The organism is Bifidobacterium sp. SO1 (genome assembly GCF_018555335.1).
GTDB classification, from domain to species: domain Bacteria; phylum Actinomycetota; class Actinomycetes; order Actinomycetales; family Bifidobacteriaceae; genus Bifidobacterium; species Bifidobacterium simiiventris.
In genome coordinates this window covers 87429-103926 of sequence record NZ_JAFEJR010000008.1, presented here as the reverse complement: position 1 = coordinate 103926, position 16498 = coordinate 87429, and the positions used below count along the sequence as shown (strand labels likewise).

Annotated in this window: 16 protein-coding genes; 6 read left to right on the top strand and 10 right to left on the bottom strand. The window is 60.0% G+C overall.

Annotation, left to right across the window (positions count from 1 at the left end; genetic code table 11):
• The first annotated feature begins 538 nt into the window (after positions 1-538).
• Both JS541_RS08265 and JS541_RS08260 read left to right on the top strand, forming a co-directional pair.
• On the top strand, positions 539-1090 hold the full coding sequence (locus JS541_RS08265) for an exonuclease domain-containing protein (protein ID WP_240539292.1): 552 nt from the start codon (positions 539-541) through the stop codon (positions 1088-1090).
• Positions 1091-1149: 59 nt separating this feature from the next.
• Positions 1150-1392: a hypothetical protein gene (locus tag JS541_RS08260; protein ID WP_214373986.1), complete on the top strand. Its 243-nt coding sequence runs from the start codon at positions 1150-1152 to the stop codon at positions 1390-1392.
• Positions 1393-1486: 94 nt separating this feature from the next.
• On the opposite strand, the gene JS541_RS08255 is transcribed toward JS541_RS08260, so the two are convergent.
• Both JS541_RS08255 and tnpA read right to left on the bottom strand, forming a co-directional pair.
• Positions 1487-6031 carry an InlB B-repeat-containing protein gene (locus tag JS541_RS08255; protein WP_214373985.1) on the bottom strand — a complete coding sequence of 1515 codons (4545 nt, stop codon included), beginning with the start codon at positions 6029-6031 and terminating at the stop codon, positions 1487-1489.
• Between the two features lie 317 nt (positions 6032-6348).
• The gene (gene tnpA / locus JS541_RS08250; protein WP_214373984.1) at positions 6349-6753 is read right to left on the bottom strand and encodes an IS200/IS605 family transposase; all 405 of its coding nucleotides are present in this window, start codon (positions 6751-6753) and stop codon (positions 6349-6351) included.
• 23 nt (positions 6754-6776) lie between these two features.
• On the opposite strand from tnpA, the gene JS541_RS08245 reads away from it, so the two are divergent.
• On the top strand, positions 6777-7547 hold the full coding sequence (locus tag JS541_RS08245; RefSeq protein WP_214373983.1) for an RNA-guided endonuclease TnpB family protein: 771 nt from the start codon (positions 6777-6779) through the stop codon (positions 7545-7547).
• Positions 7548-7648: 101 nt separating this feature from the next.
• Here the strand turns inward: JS541_RS08245 and JS541_RS08240 are convergent, their stop codons facing one another.
• The 6 genes from JS541_RS08240 to JS541_RS08215 all read right to left on the bottom strand — a co-directional run bounded on the left by JS541_RS08240 (position 7649) and on the right by JS541_RS08215 (position 13265).
• Complete coding sequence (locus JS541_RS08240; protein WP_240539291.1) at positions 7649-8032, bottom strand: type II toxin-antitoxin system antitoxin SocA domain-containing protein; 384 nt, start codon at positions 8030-8032, stop codon at positions 7649-7651.
• Positions 8033-8375: 343 nt separating this feature from the next.
• The gene (locus JS541_RS08235) at positions 8376-8762 is read right to left on the bottom strand and encodes a hypothetical protein (RefSeq protein WP_214373981.1); all 387 of its coding nucleotides are present in this window, start codon (positions 8760-8762) and stop codon (positions 8376-8378) included.
• On the bottom strand, positions 8759-9163 hold the full coding sequence (locus tag JS541_RS08230; protein ID WP_214373980.1) for a hypothetical protein: 405 nt from the start codon (positions 9161-9163) through the stop codon (positions 8759-8761). The genes JS541_RS08235 and JS541_RS08230 overlap by 4 nt, the downstream gene beginning before the upstream one ends.
• Complete coding sequence (locus tag JS541_RS08225; RefSeq protein WP_214373979.1) at positions 9160-10617, bottom strand: AAA family ATPase; 1458 nt, start codon at positions 10615-10617, stop codon at positions 9160-9162. Before JS541_RS08225 ends, JS541_RS08230 begins: the two co-directional genes overlap by 4 nt.
• 325 nt (positions 10618-10942) lie before the next feature.
• Entirely contained in the window at positions 10943-12031 is a 1089-nt protein-coding gene (locus JS541_RS08220) for a colicin transporter (RefSeq protein WP_214373978.1), read from the bottom strand.
• 118 nt (positions 12032-12149) lie between these two features.
• The gene (locus JS541_RS08215) at positions 12150-13265 is read right to left on the bottom strand and encodes a hypothetical protein (protein WP_214373977.1); all 1116 of its coding nucleotides are present in this window, start codon (positions 13263-13265) and stop codon (positions 12150-12152) included.
• Positions 13266-13420: 155 nt separating this feature from the next.
• On the opposite strand from JS541_RS08215, the gene JS541_RS08210 reads away from it, so the two are divergent.
• Together JS541_RS08210 and JS541_RS08205 are read left to right on the top strand one after the other, a co-directional pair.
• Positions 13421-13735 (top strand): hypothetical protein, encoded by a 315-nt coding sequence (locus tag JS541_RS08210; protein ID WP_214373976.1) that lies wholly within the window; start codon positions 13421-13423, stop codon positions 13733-13735.
• Positions 13736-15014: 1279 nt separating this feature from the next.
• Positions 15015-15209: a hypothetical protein gene (locus JS541_RS08205; protein WP_214373975.1), complete on the top strand. Its 195-nt coding sequence runs from the start codon at positions 15015-15017 to the stop codon at positions 15207-15209.
• A gap of 96 nt (positions 15210-15305) precedes the next feature.
• On the opposite strand, the gene JS541_RS08200 is transcribed toward JS541_RS08205, so the two are convergent.
• Positions 15306-15542 carry a hypothetical protein gene (locus JS541_RS08200; RefSeq protein ID WP_214373974.1) on the bottom strand — a complete coding sequence of 79 codons (237 nt, stop codon included), beginning with the start codon at positions 15540-15542 and terminating at the stop codon, positions 15306-15308.
• Between the two features lie 15 nt (positions 15543-15557).
• Complete coding sequence (locus JS541_RS08195; protein ID WP_214373973.1) at positions 15558-15875, bottom strand: hypothetical protein; 318 nt, start codon at positions 15873-15875, stop codon at positions 15558-15560.
• A gap of 88 nt (positions 15876-15963) precedes the next feature.
• Between JS541_RS08195 and JS541_RS08190 the strand changes: the two genes are divergently transcribed.
• Positions 15964-16428, top strand: coding sequence for a hypothetical protein (locus tag JS541_RS08190; protein ID WP_214373972.1), 465 nt, complete (start codon positions 15964-15966; stop codon positions 16426-16428).
• Positions 16429-16498: the final 70 nt, after the last annotated feature.

The following is a 16498-nucleotide window of genomic DNA, read 5'->3' as shown; positions in this document are numbered from 1 at the left end:
CGGGCGGTATGCATTTGTAGGAACGAGCCTAATGCATACCTTTCGACTCCGGGAGTGGCGGAATTCCAACGTTTTCGGACGGTCGAAATGCCGTAGGAACCGTAGGAACGTACTTTAAAGGGTAAGAGCAGGATGGGTAAGAGAGAGTAAAAGCCAAAAGTAGGTTCCTACGGTTCCTACGCTTTTAGGGGGTATTGGAGAATGGCTTGATTCCAACGTTTTCAGCCTCCCGAAGGTATGCATAAGCCTCGTTCCTACGACACGCGTAAATGCATACCGGAGCGACGCCTCCGACCATGAGGCTCGGTTCGCCGGAATCAATCAGACAGGAGGGGATTCCATAAGTGAGAGCAAAACCCAAAAGTAGGTTCCTACGGTTCCTACGCCTTTCAGGGATGTCTTAAAACGGCTTCATTCCAACGATCCTCGACTCCCGAAGGTATGCATTAGCCTCGTTCCTACGACACGCGTGAATGCATACCGGGGACAAAGCGGAAGGCTCACCCACCCCCCGTTTTCCCGACGCATGCCGATGGCTATGAACGACAAGCAGAACATGGAGACCAGATTCCTCTGGCTGGACGTGGAAACCACCGGACTCGACCCGGACACGGATCGCATCCTCGAAATCGGCATGATCGCCACCGACCGGGATCTCAACCCATTGGACGCCGGATTCCATTCGGTCATCGCATGGGACGGCGAACCCGACGACTTCATCCGCCGCATGCACGGGGCGAACGGGCTGCTCGCCGAATGCGCGCACCCCGGCGCACCCAACGCGTTCGACGTGTGGCTCAACGCGAAGAACTACGTCGACGAGCATGCGGGACCGGATGTCAGGCTCATCCCCGCCGGCTCCACGATCCGATTCGACCGGAACATGGTCGACTCGTGGAGCCGAGACATCCTCGCCACCTGCGATCATCGCAGCCTCGACGTCAGCTCCCTTCTCGAGGCGTTCCGCGCATGGAGCCCGCACATGCCGCCGCTGCCGCCCAGGACGACCGACCATCGAAGCATGCGCTGCCTGCGCGACACGCTCGCCTGCGCGCGCATGATCCGGGGCCTCATATGCGAAACCGACTGACCGGGCTTCTCCGCCGCATCGGAGCATGGATCCTTTCGAGGCGGGGAAGGAACGTGTGGGTGAGGATCGTGTTCCTGATCGTCATGTTCCCCCTGTCCGCGTATCTGACCGTATTGTGGCGGATCATGCTGTCGGGGAGCGCATCCGACCAGGCGGTGATCATCTACCTGCTGATCGCGGGTCTGACGATTCGGAACGGATGGAGGCGACGCGCCCGGGGTGAACGTGCGGATGCAGAATCCGGATCATCCCGTGCGAATGATGGTGAGGAAGCCCGGACGCGCCGCCATCGGGAACGTTAACCTCCGGTCCGGGCCGGAGGACAAGCGAGAGGCTGGCGTCTTCCGTCGAAGATTCGTCCCTTCGACGGAAGACGCCAGCCCCCTCTCTCTTGTCTTATCCTCGGATGGGCGTGCCCGGGCGGCGTCGTCCGCGGCCTCGCAGTCCCAGCAGGCCCAGTCCGGCCGCGAGCAGTCCGACGAGCATGCCGATGATGCCGGTCTGCGCCGTTCCGGTGTCGGAAAGCCTCCCGGCATTCGCGGCCGGCGTCTTCGACCAGACGGCCGTCAGCGTGAGATCCGCGGTGACGGTTCGGGTGAAGTCGTAGGCTTTCCCGTCGAGCCGCCATCCGTCGAACCGGTATCCGTCACGCTTCGGATCCGTCGGCCGGCGGATCCGCCCGCCGTGTTCGACCGTGACGGTCGTCGGCCTTCTCCCGTCGCCCGCGTCGAATGTGACCGTATGCGTGACCGGCTTCGGGGTTTCGTCCTTCGACCAGACGGCGGTCAGCGTGAGATCGCCGGTGACCGGAATGGTGAAGTCGTAGGGGGTTCCGTCGAGCCGCCATCCGTCGAACCGGTATCCGTCACGTGTCGGGGTCGCCGGTTCGGCGACGGTTTTCCCGTCCCCGACCGTGACGGTCGTCGGCTTCGACCCGTCCCCCCGGTCGAACGTGACCGTATGTCCGGTCGGCTTCGGGGCGACGATTCTCTCCCATCCGGCCGTCAGCGTGAGATTCCCGGTGACCGGCGTGGCGAAATCGTAGGTCTTGCCGTCCGACAGCCATCCGGTGAACCGGTAGCCGTCGCGCGTCGGATCCGCCGGCCTGTCCGCCGGTTTCCCGTCGACGATCTTCCGGATGGTCGTCGGGTTCCCGTTCTTCGGGTCGAAGGTCACGGTGTGGGCGATCGGATCGTTCCGCTCCCATGCGGCGGTGATCGTCAGGTCGGAAGTGATCGGGGTGGCGAAGTCGTACGGTCCGCCGTCGACCGTCCATCCGGCGAACGCGTATCCGTCTCGCGACGGATCCTTCGGTTTCGTGACCGTGCTGCCCTGCTCAACTCTGACCGTGGTCGGCTTCATCCCGTCGGCCGTGTCGAACGTGACGGTGTGCGTGACTGGTTTCGGGGTCTCCGTCCTCTCCCATCCGGCCGTCAGCGTCAGATCCCCGGTGACCGGCGTGGCGAAATCGTACGGCCTGCCATTGAGCAGCCATCCGGTGAACGTGTAGCCGTCGCGAACCGGATCGGCTGGTTTCGCAACCGTCTTGCCTTGTTCCACGGTGACGGCTGTCGGCTTCCCGCCGTTGTCCGCGTCGAACGTGACGGTGTGCGTGACTGGTTTCGGCGTATCCGTCTTCGACCATCCGGCCGTGAGGGTCAGATCACCCGTGACCGGAGTGGCGAAATCATAGGCTTTGCCGTCGAGCAGCCAGCCGGTGAACGAGTATCCGTCGCGAACCGGATCCTTCGGCTTCGAGACCGTCCTGCCCTGCTCCACCCTGACCGTGGATGGCTTCGCCCCGTCGGCGGTGTCGAACGTGACCGTGTGCGTGACGGGTTTCGGTGTTTCGTTCCTCGCCCACATGGCCTTCAATGTGAGGTTTCCGGTGACCGGCATGGTGAAATCATAGTTTTTGCCGTTCGCCTGCCAGCCTTGGAACGTGTACCCCTCACGGGTCGGATCCTTCGGCTTCGCGACCGTTCCGCCGTCCTTCACGTCGACCGTGACGGGTTTCGTCCCGTCCATGCCGTCGAACGTGACCGTCCATGATTTCACTGCTATCGGCTCCCACTTGGCGGTCAATGTGAGATTCCCCGTGACCGGGGTCGTGAAATCATACGGTTGCCCGTCCAGCAGCCATCCGGCGAACGAATATCCTTCCCTCGTCGGATCGGTCGGCCTGGCTGTCGGCATGCCGGCCTTGACCGTCACCGGCTTCAACGTGCTGCCGCCGTTCGTGTCGAAGGTGACCGTGTACGAGTCGGGTGCGTTCTCACGCCATCCGGCCGTCAGCGTGAGATTCCGGGTGACCGGCGTGGACAGATCATAGGGTTTGCCGTCCAGCAGCCATCCGGTGAACGTGCAGCCGGGCTTCGTCGGATTCGCGGGAACACCGATCGTGTCGCCCTCCGTGACCGTCTGCGACGCGACATGACTGCCGCCCACGGTGTCGAATGTGACCGTATACGTGGCGGGCGTCCGCTTCTCCCACACGGCCGTCAGCGTAAGGTTCCCCGTGACCGGCGTGGCGAAATCATACGGTTTGCCGTCCGACCGCCATTCCCTGAACGTGAACCCTTCACGGGTCGGCGTAGCCGGCCGGGTGACGGGCTGCCCGTCCGTGACGGTCACGGTCGACGTGAGATCGTCATGCGCGTAGTCGAACAGGACGGTGTGCTCGACGGGCGGATTCTCCCGCCAGCCGGCCGTCAGCGTGAGATCACCGGTGACCGGGGTGTTGAAATCGTACGCCCGACCGTTCAGCAGCCAGCCGGTGAACGTGTACCCCTTGCGCGTCGGCGCGGACGGGATGAGCACGGTGCCCTTATCCTCGACCGTCTGATCGGGAACGCTGCCGCCGCCCGCGGAATCGAATCGGATCGTATGCGTGACCGGGGTGGGCGGCAGATTCTCCTCCCAGACGGCGGTCAATGTGAGGTTTCCGGTGACCGGCTTGGTGAAATCGTATGAGACTCCCCCGGTCTGCCAGCCTTTGAACGTGTACCCGTCTCGCGTCGGATCGGCCGGCTTGGATACAGTATTCCCTTCCAGCACCTTCTGCGACGGGATGCTTGACCCCTGTCCGGCGTCGAACATGACCGTGTATTCGACCGGGTTGCGCTTCCATGAGGCCGTCAACGTCAGATCGGTGGTCACAGGACGGGTGAAATCATACGCCTTCCCGTCCAGCAGCCAGCCTTGGAACGTATACCCGTCACGGGATGACGTGCGCGAGGCTACGGTCTCCCCGTCGGTGACGGTCACGGTTTCACGCTTCCCGTCATGCCCGTGGTCGAACGTGACCGTATGCGTGACCGGCACGGCCGGTTCGAACCGGTAGGTGACCGACAGTCCCCCGCCGTACACCTTGAAACCGATCCCGGAATCCAATGGCGTGCTGTTCCATCCGGAGGGAATGTTCTCCAACGACACGGATTTCGTGCCCGCCGGCACCGTGAACGTGCCGCCGTTCACCGGGTCGAAACCGGACACTTTGGACCCGTCCGGGAGTACGGCGGTCACGTTCTTCAGATCGTTCTTCGAATACTCGTGGACTTCGACGAACCGCCATGTGACCGCGACGGAACCGTCCGGGCTGACGATCCGCCATTGCAAGGTTCCATCCAAATGCTGTTTCGTCCAACCGGCCGGAATACCGGACAGGGCGACCGTCGCGCCTTCGGGAACCGGCCATTCGCCCGAAATGGTCGGATCGAAACCGGTGACGGGACGCCCATTCGCCGTGACGGCCGCGTTTTTCAGATCATCCTTAGAATACTTCGGGGTTTCCCTGTCGAACAGGTAGGTGCGGCTGACCGTCCCGTCCGGACTGGAGATCACGTACTTCAACCGGGTGTCGGTGATGGTGGGCGTGACCTTCCAGCCGTTCGGAACGTTCTCCAACCGGATCCGGGTCGTGTTTGCCGGAACCGTCCACGTGCCACCCTGATAGTCGAAATTGTTGATCTTCGCACCGGTGTCGGTCAGGGCGGCCAGTTTCGACAGCTGGGCGAGCGAATACGTCCACTTGTAGTCATCCGAACGGTAGAACAGGTAGAGGATCTGACGGCCGGTCTTGGTGGTGACCGTGCAGATCACCCGATCCGACGCCGAAGTGTTCGTGCCGACCGTCCACCCGTCGGGCAGGTTCGACAGGATCAGATCATGCCCGTACGGTATATCCACTCCGCTTTGCTTCGCGGGGTCGAATCCCGTGACCGGACTGCCGTCGTCAAGCCATGCGGTGATGCTTTCGATGCCTTCCGTGCCGGTGGGCGCGTCGAAGAGGAACGAGTAGGTGACCTTCGGAGTGTCGGAGTCGTTCGGCTGGAGACGGTAGAAGAAGCCCTTGTCGCCGGCCAGCTTCCCGGAGGTGACGTTCCAGTCGAAAGGCAGGTTCTCCCATCCGAATTCGTCGCTCATACGCGCCCCGTGGATGGTCACGTCCTTGGTGACGTCCACGCCGGTGACCTGCTTCCCGTTGTGGGTGAGGACGAATTCGCGGAGCTCGTCGGCCGTGCGGACGAATCCGGTGGCCCCGTCGAACCGCCAGCGGTACACGTACCCGTTGCCTTTGACGAGATAGAAGGCCCCCTGCTTTCCGGTGTCGGGATTCTCGTCCATGGTGACGACGGGAATCCACCCGGAGGGAAGATTGTGAAGCTCGACCCTGCCTGACGCGTTCCAGGTCGCCGCCCCGCCGGGGCCGTTCAGGGGCGAACCGCCCTTCGTCGGGTCGAATCCGCTCAATCGTGTCCCGTTGACGGTGATGTAAGCGCCGGATGGGGCGGGCGTGACGTTCGCGGCCGCCACCGTCATGGGCTCTACACTCCCGTCCGTCGCGGCTGTATCCGCGGGCAGAGCGTACGCGCCCGGCGCGGTCATGGCCAGTGCGATCAGTCCCGCCGACGCGATGACGATCGGTCTTCTTCCTCCCATACCCAAATGCCTTTCTCGACGAATCCGATGATCCTACGGAAAGACGGCTATGCGCGGAAGCAAACCCCCGGACGCGGGAACCGGAATCCTCGGCGGATCGAGACGCGAAACCCGAATGGCCGGATATGATCGGAACATGACACGAATGGGCATTCTCCCGCACCGTAAACCGGATGCCGATCCCTCGCCATCGTTCTCCGAACGCATCCGTCTGCATGTCAGACGGTCGGAGGAGCGGCGTCGGGATCTTGAATACGGTTCAAGATATTGCGGTGAGGATTCCCCGCCCCTTGTGGGCGTGGGAGGAATCACCGCGTTTATGCTCGTTCCTTTTGTGTCTGGATGTATCGTCTTACCGTGTCTTCGGAGATGTGCCCGACGGTGCCGAAGTAGGTTGATGGTGACCATAGGCCGCTGCCCCAGAATTTGCGTCCCTTGAGCGTGGGGTGCGTGGTGAAGATCTTGACGGCGCTGATGCTTTTGATGGTTTTCGCGATCTGGGCTGGTGCGATCTGCGGTGGTGCGCCGACGAAGAGGTGGACGTGGTCGGGCATGATCTCGATTTCCTTGAGCTGCCAGTCGTAGGCGGTGCAGGTTTCGGCGATGATGTTCCTGCAGGTTTGTCCCACGGTTCCGGTGAGGATCTTGTGCCGGTATTTGGTGCAGAAGATGATGTGATATCCGATTTCATAGACTTGGTGACTGTTTCGTTGCATTTCCATGGAATCAATGTCATCATCGAAACATGGCCAAAGGTAAGAGCAAAACGGCGAAGCGCAGGGAGCAGTCGACAAGCCTGATCCAGCAACGCACCGTCGTGCTGCCCCTATCCTTGGAGGAAGACCAGTACGACCTGCTCGAACGGGCCGCCCGCCATATGTGGGGCGTGAAACGCAGGTACGCGCATAACAGGAAGACCTTGCAGGAAAAAGGCACCCGTTCGGCACACCGCCGACTGAAGGCGATGAAGGGACGGGAAGAGCGGTTCATCCGTGATGTCAACCATTGCGCGAGCAAGCAGCTTGCCAACACGCCCGGAGTGAGGATCATCGCGTTCGAGGATCTGGCCTACATCCGCAGGATGGGACGCAGGAACACGAAGGGCGGCAAACGCCGTCGTAACATGCTCAACCAGTGGCCGTTCAGCCAACTGCAGGAATTCACCGCCTACAAGGCCGCGCGAAACGGGATCGTCATCCTCATGATCGACCCGTCGTACACCAGTCGACGCTGCCACCGTTGCGGGTACGTTGACCGACGCAACCGCAACCACGCGCGCTTCGACTGTCTGCGCTGCGGCTGGTCCGACAACGCCGACCGCAACGCGGCCCTGAACATCCGGGACAGGGCCATCGCCTCGCTCGAACAGGAACACACATCCACGGATAGACCCGTGGACAGGGTGCCATCAACCACCCGTATGGATGGAACGCCCGCGACGACCTGCGTGAGCAATCACAGCAGAATCACGGGAGCCACGCTCACGTCCAAACCGCGATGCTCGTCATCGCGGTAGTTGATCCCGTACATGTCGGCGCACTCGGGACGATATCGGATGGACGGCGCCGATGCCAAGACGGAAAGAGAAGACCATGATAGGGGATTCCCGTCGGTCGGTCATACTTCCGCCGATTCGCGGATGAGATGACCGTAATAGTCGCGCATGGCGGCGTCGGTGATCTCGGCATGCCATCCCTTTGACCGGGCATCGAGCCATGGGGCCTCCGAAACCGTCTGATTGACGAGTTCGTACGGTCGCAGACCATCGTACGAGTCCAGGACCGAATCGACGCTTGCCCGCTCGTCGTCCGCCACGTTCTCCGGATTCCCGACCGGAAGCCGTGACAGGAGGAATTCTCCCTTATGCGCCAGATGCAGTTCGGGGCAGACCGGACCGTTCAGCCACGCCTCGAACCGTTGGGGGAACAGGGATTCCCCGGTCCATGCGAGATGCCACGCCTTCGAATAATAGACGAGCTTCTGCAACGTCATCGTGGGCATGAAACCCCGCCGACTGAGAACGTATGCGGCCACGTCGAACACATCCGCCAATCGTCCATCTCCTCCCATCCGAATATCGAACACCCATTAATATGCCGTTTTGAGGGAACGACGGGAGGCATGGGATATCAGTATCCGTACCGTCTGCCGAACTCCGAGCCTGCGGCGAGAGCCGCCGCGACCATCGCGCATACGATGCCCTGCAACATGCCGAAAAACCACACTGCCTGTTGTCCGGTTTTATGGATAGCATATGGCGATCTTCATGACCGGCGAATCATTGATGATGACCTCCCATTCTCTTGAGCCGGCGGCATCATTCCGGAGATTTTCTCCGCCGATGTCATGCTTCGCCCAAAAGACATGCGTATTGCTTCAGCAGTACAAGGTTGGAGTTGGGTTTCAGCGAGTTCAGCCCGTCCATCGCGTAATCCCATGTCTGACGCCATGATGCCAGTTCGATTCCTTCTGGCAGATTGGTCGAATACAGTTTCAGAAGATCCGTCATCAGCCTTTCAGGGTTCCTTGAATAGTACATGTTTCGTTCGTCGGCAAGATCGGCCTTCATCACGTCATCCAATGATTCGATCCTATGGGATAGGGCATGCTCCAGATTCCTGGACATGAAGAACAGCCGATACGGGATCTCTCTCCCATGTCCGATGGATACCATGCGCTTGTTCAGAAGCCGACGGATCTGACTGCGATTCTCTCTGCGGATGTCGATCAATGCATCCTTATCTCCGGTGCGAATCCAATCCTCGCCATACTTGGTTTCATCCAGCCCTTTTGTTCTACGATGATGTCATCCGGGGCGAATGCCCCGTCCAAGTCGATCAATTGGGCTACGCACCGGTATTCGCCGGGCGTAAAGCTGGAATCTTTGACATGACGGGCAACGAACCGATCCACCGTCGAGCAGGCATCGTCGAATGGGGGTGCGAGCCGTGCCCGATCCCCGTTCATGGGAAAGAGCCGAAGCGTGGTCACATCGCAGTGGAACGGTTCGGCGTATCCGATCCGGTTACCCGTATGAGCGGCGAACCAGTATTTCAATGCCGGATCCAGTGTTCTTTTGTCGGTCGGCCCCTCCATAAGGAGCAGGATCAGGAAAGGTTTTGCGGTTCTCATAGCAGAGCCTCCCGCAATGCCGGCATCCTTTCGTCTCCGATACCGTCCGATTCTCCTTCCATGGCGGCGACATGTCTGCGCATGCAGGGGTTTCCGGCGATACGCAATGCGGAGCCGATATGTTCTTCCGACGGTTTCTCATACAGGATCACCGGACCGAGATTACGGTCGATGTTGGTCAGATATTTGTTGCGGCCATTGCCCGTCGTGGCGACATGATGGAATGAAACGAACCGTTTGCCCGGATCGACGGTGGTAAGCACGACGATTCTGGAAGGCTGGGGAACGGTCTCCATGATGCGCAGATTGTGCGCGGTGAACACAAGCTGACCGCGCGCATTCAAAGCGAATTCACGGATGAGAACGCCGAGCAGATGCTCGTAAATGCCGGTGTCGAGTTCGTCGATGGCGATGAGCGCATTCGGATCATTGTAGGAGTGGATGAGGAAGGTGAGCATGGAGACGATGCGCTGCACGCCTTCCGACTCCTTGCGGAACGGAATCGACGCATCTCCCCGTCTGACACGAAGACTGACCCGGACCCCGACGGTGCCATCTTCCAGATCATCCTCTCCCCTGTCGGCCAGCTCCAAGGTGAGTCCGGGAATGAGCGCGGGAAGGATGATGTTGAACGTGTCGATCTGCGCGTGGAGCCGTCTTGCGTTCTCGCATGGCAGGGTGACGGTTTCTTTCATAACGCCGTACAGTCGATCGTCGTAGCCGCCGCCTTCAACATCGTCGACGGCGATCGGAAGACGACGCAATGCAACCTGACCGCCTCTCCCGGTGGTCAGAATGGCAATATCTCGTTCGGCATATCGGCGTAATGCCGAAAGCATGTCGAACAGTTTCGGATGCGACTCCAGAGCGTCATTGGCCTGAGCGGAAAGCCGACGCCTTGTTTTTTCAAGATCGTGGGCGAAGTCTTCGGTCATGTCGTCGGAGAACACGAACGATTGCCGGTGGAGCCTTCCGTCCCGGTTGGCGAACAGAATATGCTGGTGCAGTCTCGCATTCGAGGCAAGATCATTCCACAGGTATCCGGGTTTGACATCAAGTTCGCCGTCTTCACTGGGTCGCCATGAGATTATCGGACGGCCGAGCCGGTCTTTTCTGACTCCCGTCTTGATTTTCTCTTCAAGGATTCCGGCCTCCCCGTCTACAAGACCGATGCTGACCTGATAGGAGAGATATTCGCCTTCGACAAGGAAAAGCGCATCGATGATCATGGGCTGCCGATTGGGATTGATGGCCTCCTGAGTCTCGTAGTCGACGGGCTGTCCCGACATGAGCGTCTGAAGGATGCCGATCGCGTCGATGACGGTGGTTTTGCCTGATCCGTTCTGACCGTAGATGCCCGTCACGCAGCCTCCGGCGGGGAGCGTGTGGAAGTTGATTCGCCCGTGGTTGACATTGCGGACGTTGGTCATCGTCAGTCTGATCAGTCTTGTCATTCCAAACCGGATCCTCTCCTATAATGATAAAACGATTATTTTATACCGTGTTTTCATTATAGATACGATCGCGGATAAGACAAAGGCATTCCACTGTGCGGGCGGAAACGTTTTCTCCCGATAATCTCAGATACGGGAAGTCACCTGATAGAAGGGTGTCATTGCACTTTCTGACTGACAGCACCTCCCCCAAAGGTAGCTTCCGGTTTGGAGTGAATCCCCTCAAATGCGGGACGGTCATATTGGACGAAGGCCGGTCATCCGATGTTCATGGATGACCGGCCTTCCGACCTTTGGATTGCTTGAACCCGCCTCTGTTGCTGGTTCAGTTGCAGGGGACGACGGTGCCGGGTTTGCCGTCGGTGCCGCCTGACACGCACACGTTGCCGTTGGCGTCCGCATCGCTGGAGTTCCACCAGTTGGTGCCTACCCCATGCTCCTGCTGGGCTGGCTGTTGCGTCGCCTGCGGCGTCGTGGTCTGCGGTGCGGTCTGCTGTGGGGTGACCGTCTGGGTCTGCTGTTGCGGCACCGTGGTCTGCGGCGTGGTCGTCTGGGGAGTCGGATCCGTGTACGTGTAGTCGTATCCCGTGTACGACTGCTGGGCCTGGGCGGCCGCCGCGTCAGCTTCGGCCTGCGCCTGAGCCGCTGCCGCATCCGCTTCGGCCTTGGACTTCGCGTCCGCATCCTTCCTGGCCTGGATGCTCGCGTTCACCTGGCTGATCGCATCGGCGAGCGTCTTGTCGAGCCTGTTCGCCTCGTCGACCGTGTCCGCGCCCTTGGATGCGGTGTCGATCGTTTTGGACAGTGTGTCGCGCGTCTTGTCGTCGGCGACCTTGCCGTCGGAGTCCTTCAGCAGGGTCTTCGCCGAGGCGATCGTCTTCGCGAGCGTCGTCTTCGCATCGTTCAGTTTCTTCTCGTTCGCGGAGGCGGTCACGGCCTTCGCGGCCGGATCCAGTTTCGACGCGTTCGCCTCGTATTTGGTTTGGAGCGTCGAATTCGTCGCGGTGATCCTCTCATAGCCGGCCGCGTCCGTCGCGGTGCAGTCGAGGATCTTCGTGTACTCGGTTCCGGTCAGACCGGAGAGGGTGGTAAGGACTTTCGCGTCGGCGACCTGATCCTTCGTGATCTTCGACGCATCCGTGACCGTCTGATCCTTCAGCTTCCTCTCCCATGCGTTTTTCGCCGACTTCACCGTAGACAAACCCGTCTCGCACGCGGCCTTCGCCGTCTCCAACCGGTGTTTCGCATCAACGGTCCGCCATACGACGACTCCGCCGACGATCAGGATGATCGCGCAACCGGCGGCGATCGACGGGATCAGCCATTTCGGACGCGGCTTCGCCGCCTGGGTTTCGGGGATGGCCTCCGCATCTCCCGGCTGGAATGATACGGGCATACCAGACGGATCGTTCATGATGGTTCTTCTCCTTGTTTCCTCTTCGCAAAAGAGCATAGCCCGCCGAGGACAATGCCTGTCGTCGGCGGGCTGATCGTTGCAGTGCTTTATTTATTATCCGATGGCAGCCGTTGTTTCAGCATGGATTCGGATCCTTGCCGAGTGTTCCGCAGAATTCGGCCTGGATGCTTCCGTCGCAGTTGACCACCCAGCCGTTCGCCGTAGTGTACGGACAGGATGGTGCGGTCTGCGTTGGAGTCGACTGCTGTTGTGGTTGGGCGGTACTGGTCTGAGGAGCGGCGGGAGCCGTCTGTTCCGTCTGAGGTGCGGTCTGCTGCGGAGCTGACTGCGTTACGGGAGCTTGTGACTGAATCTGCGTTTGCTCTTGAGCGGCTGCGGCCGCCGCCGCTTCCGCTTCGGCCTGGGCCTGTGCGGCGGCTTGTTCTTCTGCTTCGGCGCGGGCCTCCGCATCCGCGTCTTTCTTGGCTTGGATGGAGTCATTCACCGTTTTCATGGCGGCTTCGAGTTTTCCGGTCAGATCGTCGACGGTTTTCGCATCCGACACGTTCCGCCCGGCGGAGTCGATTGTCTTCGACAATGCATCCCGCGTCTTGTCATCCTGCACCAGTCCTTCGGATGAGGATAGCAGCTGCTTGGCTTCATCCGTCTGCTTTTTCAATGCGGTCTTCGCGGTTTGCAGGGTCTTTTCGGCTACGGAATCATTGACCGCTTTGATGGCTTCGGCCAGTTTTTTCGACTTTGCCTTGTATTCCGAAACGACTACATCATTCGCATTGGTTGCGGCTTCCAGTTCCCGTACGTTATCGGACTTGCATTCGACCGTCACTCCTCCCTTGTAGGAGATCGTATCTTTCAGGTCGCCGATGACGTTTTCATCGGCGACCTGGGTCTTGTTGATCTTTATCGACGCTGTTACATCCTCGGCCTTCAATGCCTTCTTCCATGCTGATTCGATGGACTTCGCATTCTGCAGACTGGTTTCGCATGCGTTTTTCGCGGATTCGAGCTTTTGTCTGGAATCGTAATAATGCCAACCCAATCCGCTTGCACCTGCGATCAGGATGATCGCACAGCCGGCGGCGATCGACGGGATCAGCCATTTCGGACGCGGCTTCGTCGCCTGGTTTTCGGGGATGGTCTCCGCATCCCCCGGTCGGAATGATACGGGCATACCAGCGGGAGCAGCCCCTTCGGTGAGGGGCTGCTCTGGCGTTTCATCATGCTCGCTCATGATGCTCTTCTCCTTGTGTTTCCGCTTCGCACTCCAAATGGAATGTGGCTTAGTCTAGTCAGTTTCCGCATGTCCCGGGAATTCGGCGGGTCGCCCCGCCTTATCCCGGCTTCAATCACACCACCCGCATGCGTCCGCGACGCATGCGCATCCACATGATCGGAATTCTCACATTCGAAATCCTTCTCGTCCTACTCGGATACGCTCTCACATGGATGTTCAGCGGACTCCACTATCTGACCGGATGGTATCCGTTCTGGCTTTGCGCGGCCGGCAACATACTCGCCTACCCGACCGCCCTTCTCATCCTTATCCTCCCGCTTGCGGGACGGGTGGATCCACTGCCTTATATCATCTCATTTCTTATCGGATACGATCTTCTCCCCCAGATCGCGGATCTGATCGGATTCCTCCGCTCCGGAGACGATTCATCAGATCAGACCTCCAAGCTGAAGGAACTTCTCGAATAAGCCCCATGAACTACGCTGCGCTGCGATCCGATCATAGTCCGCTGCGGACTTCATCAGAACGGGCATCCAATCCAGCATCGTCACGGTTCTGGAATCATCGGCGAATACCAGCATCCGCCTTGGCATGCGGCAATGATGAAGAAACCCGGTGATTCGCCGCGGGGACAGAGGCCTCGCATACAGTAGGGCACGCTCCACGCGAATGGTCTCGGCGGCATGACGAAGCAGACAGGCCGCGACGATCCGCCTCAAACCGATCCCCGCCAATGCGGATCGGCTCCCCGGACTCTCCATCCTTGCGAGAATAGATCACCGTCCTGATGCAATCATTCTCAACCTCGCATACGCATTCGGGGAATACCCGACACCATGATCGCACATGCAGATCAAGAAATGTCCGATCATGGGAAAGACATTCGGTATCGTCGGACGACCGGATATAGGCTCCGATACCGGAATGCCGGCCGATCAGAACCGCGGCATCACCCCTGCGGGTCGACGCCGCGAACATATCCTCCGGCAGGATTCCGACGGCTCGGGAGAAGACCCAATCCCCGGGACGGAAATACCGGCGGTACAGGCCACCGTGAGGATTCAACCGGAAGGTTCTGATGATATACGCCGATTCCACAGGAACGACAATAGAACCAAGCCGCCGCAGTCCGTTGCGACGATCTCGAGCAACGATACGATGCGGTCGCCCCGCCTTATCCCGGCTTCAATCACATGACCCCGCAAGCATCCGCTCATATGTCGGCATGAACCGCGAACCGCAGTCGCATGCCGGATACCATGAGCGGTCATGAAGATGGATATACTCCCCTACCGGGTCGGAACCGGCATATTGGACGGTTCGATCCCCCGCGTATTCGACGGCGAATGGGAGACGGACGAGGATGAATCCATGACGGAACGGACATTCACCGCGATATCCAGAATGGGAAGGGATCGCATACTGTTCCGAACCGGACTGTCCAGCGGACTGGGAGTGCGAGTCAGAACCTACCGGGACGAACCCGGACGACGACTGACTCGGAAAACCGATTCCATCGACGGATACCTCGACCATCAGACTGTCGCCGAAAATCCCGTGATCTGCGAACTGGACGACGACCGGCTATCCTTCGAAATCAATGGGAAACGGCACTCCATCCGATATACCCGCGAACGGGAGACGGAGATCATTCGCGCCTTCGCCCTCAGGTTCGGAGCTGATCTTCTTCTTCGAAAAGGTCGGGTTCTTCTGGCCAGATCCCTTCGAAGAACCGATGCGTCGGCGATGACGGCCGATCTGAGAATGATCCGTCAGCTTCTTGAACTGTCGGACGACTGCCGGATCGTGGATGATCTGGGCTGGCGTCCCCTGTTCGACCGCGCATGCCGCCGGTATGATCTGATCCGGGACATGACGCCCGACGACCCGATCCTTCGCACCATAGGCACGGCAGCCGACGTGAACGGACTACCCCGATAAGCCGCGCGTACGGGAACAGAAGCAGAGGCGAACAGCATAATCCGAGCAGTACGGAGCCTATCTCATCCCACGGGATACGGAACGTATAATCGAATCTCAATCCTCATCCTCCCCGTCATACCCGTCGATCAGCCCCGCCTCCCCGGCGCGACGGGTCATCCAATCCAACGGCGACTCGCCCGACGCCGGATGCTCCGGCACGAACCCCCTCCCGTCGCACACGGGACACGGGTCCAGCCGACGCGACAGCCACGCCCATCGTCGCATGCAGAACAGCAGGAGAGACGGGAGCAGAAACCCGATCAGGAACCACAGCGTATGAAAATACCTCACATGCGAACGCATGCGTCATGACGGGATCATCGGGCTCCCCCGATCATCCAGCGGAATCCCCCGTTCCCGGTCGATATCACCCAGACGGAAAGTCCTCCCCCGCCGGAAACCGGATTCGTCCCGCCACGTGAACCTGATCCGATCCATGCTTACCCGGGCGGCATCCTCCGCACTCATGCCGCGTACGGGCGGAGCTGACAGGATGATCCCGCCAACCAGTCTTCTCCCGCCCGGATGCAATGCAGAGGCGATGAGCATGCCATCCGGATCCCGATCCGTACGCACCCTCAATCCGAACATGTCGCCCGGACCGACGCATGTCACGTACAGCATCCATTCCACCTTATCCGGATCATCCCCATCCGCATACGAGTGGATAGAGATCATCAGATCGGAACGGGAACGGTACAGGAGCAGAAGAATGCCTGACAGCGAGCAGACAGCGGACACGGTGGCGCAGATCGAGGCGATGACGGAGGACATGACGGCAAGACTGCGAGCGGACGGTTCCTGGCATGGCCCGGCTTCCGGCATCCGATACGATCGCATGGAGCGGGCGCTTGCCGTCGATATCGAATGCCCGCGATTCCATGGGGCGGATCCGCTTCTCAAAGACGAATATCGATGCCAGTATGAGGCGTTTCTGCTTGCGGGCTACGGGGAGTGGTTCCGCAATCCCGTTCTGGACATCGACGGGCGGATGTTGACCGTATACATTCATGAACCGTCCCCCATTGATGCGTATCGGCTTGCATGGCTGAGCGGACTGGCCGCCCCTCCCATCCGCTGGGCGGACTGGAGACCGATCCCCGTGCAGGCGCATCACTGGGTGATGTCCCAGTGGGAGCGGCGTCTCCGGGCCGGATACCAATGGATCCGCGCATGAACGGAGGGGATAATTCCCGGCTGCGAGAAGAGGTGCGGGGGCTGATCCGTCGGATTCGGATCAGCCCCCG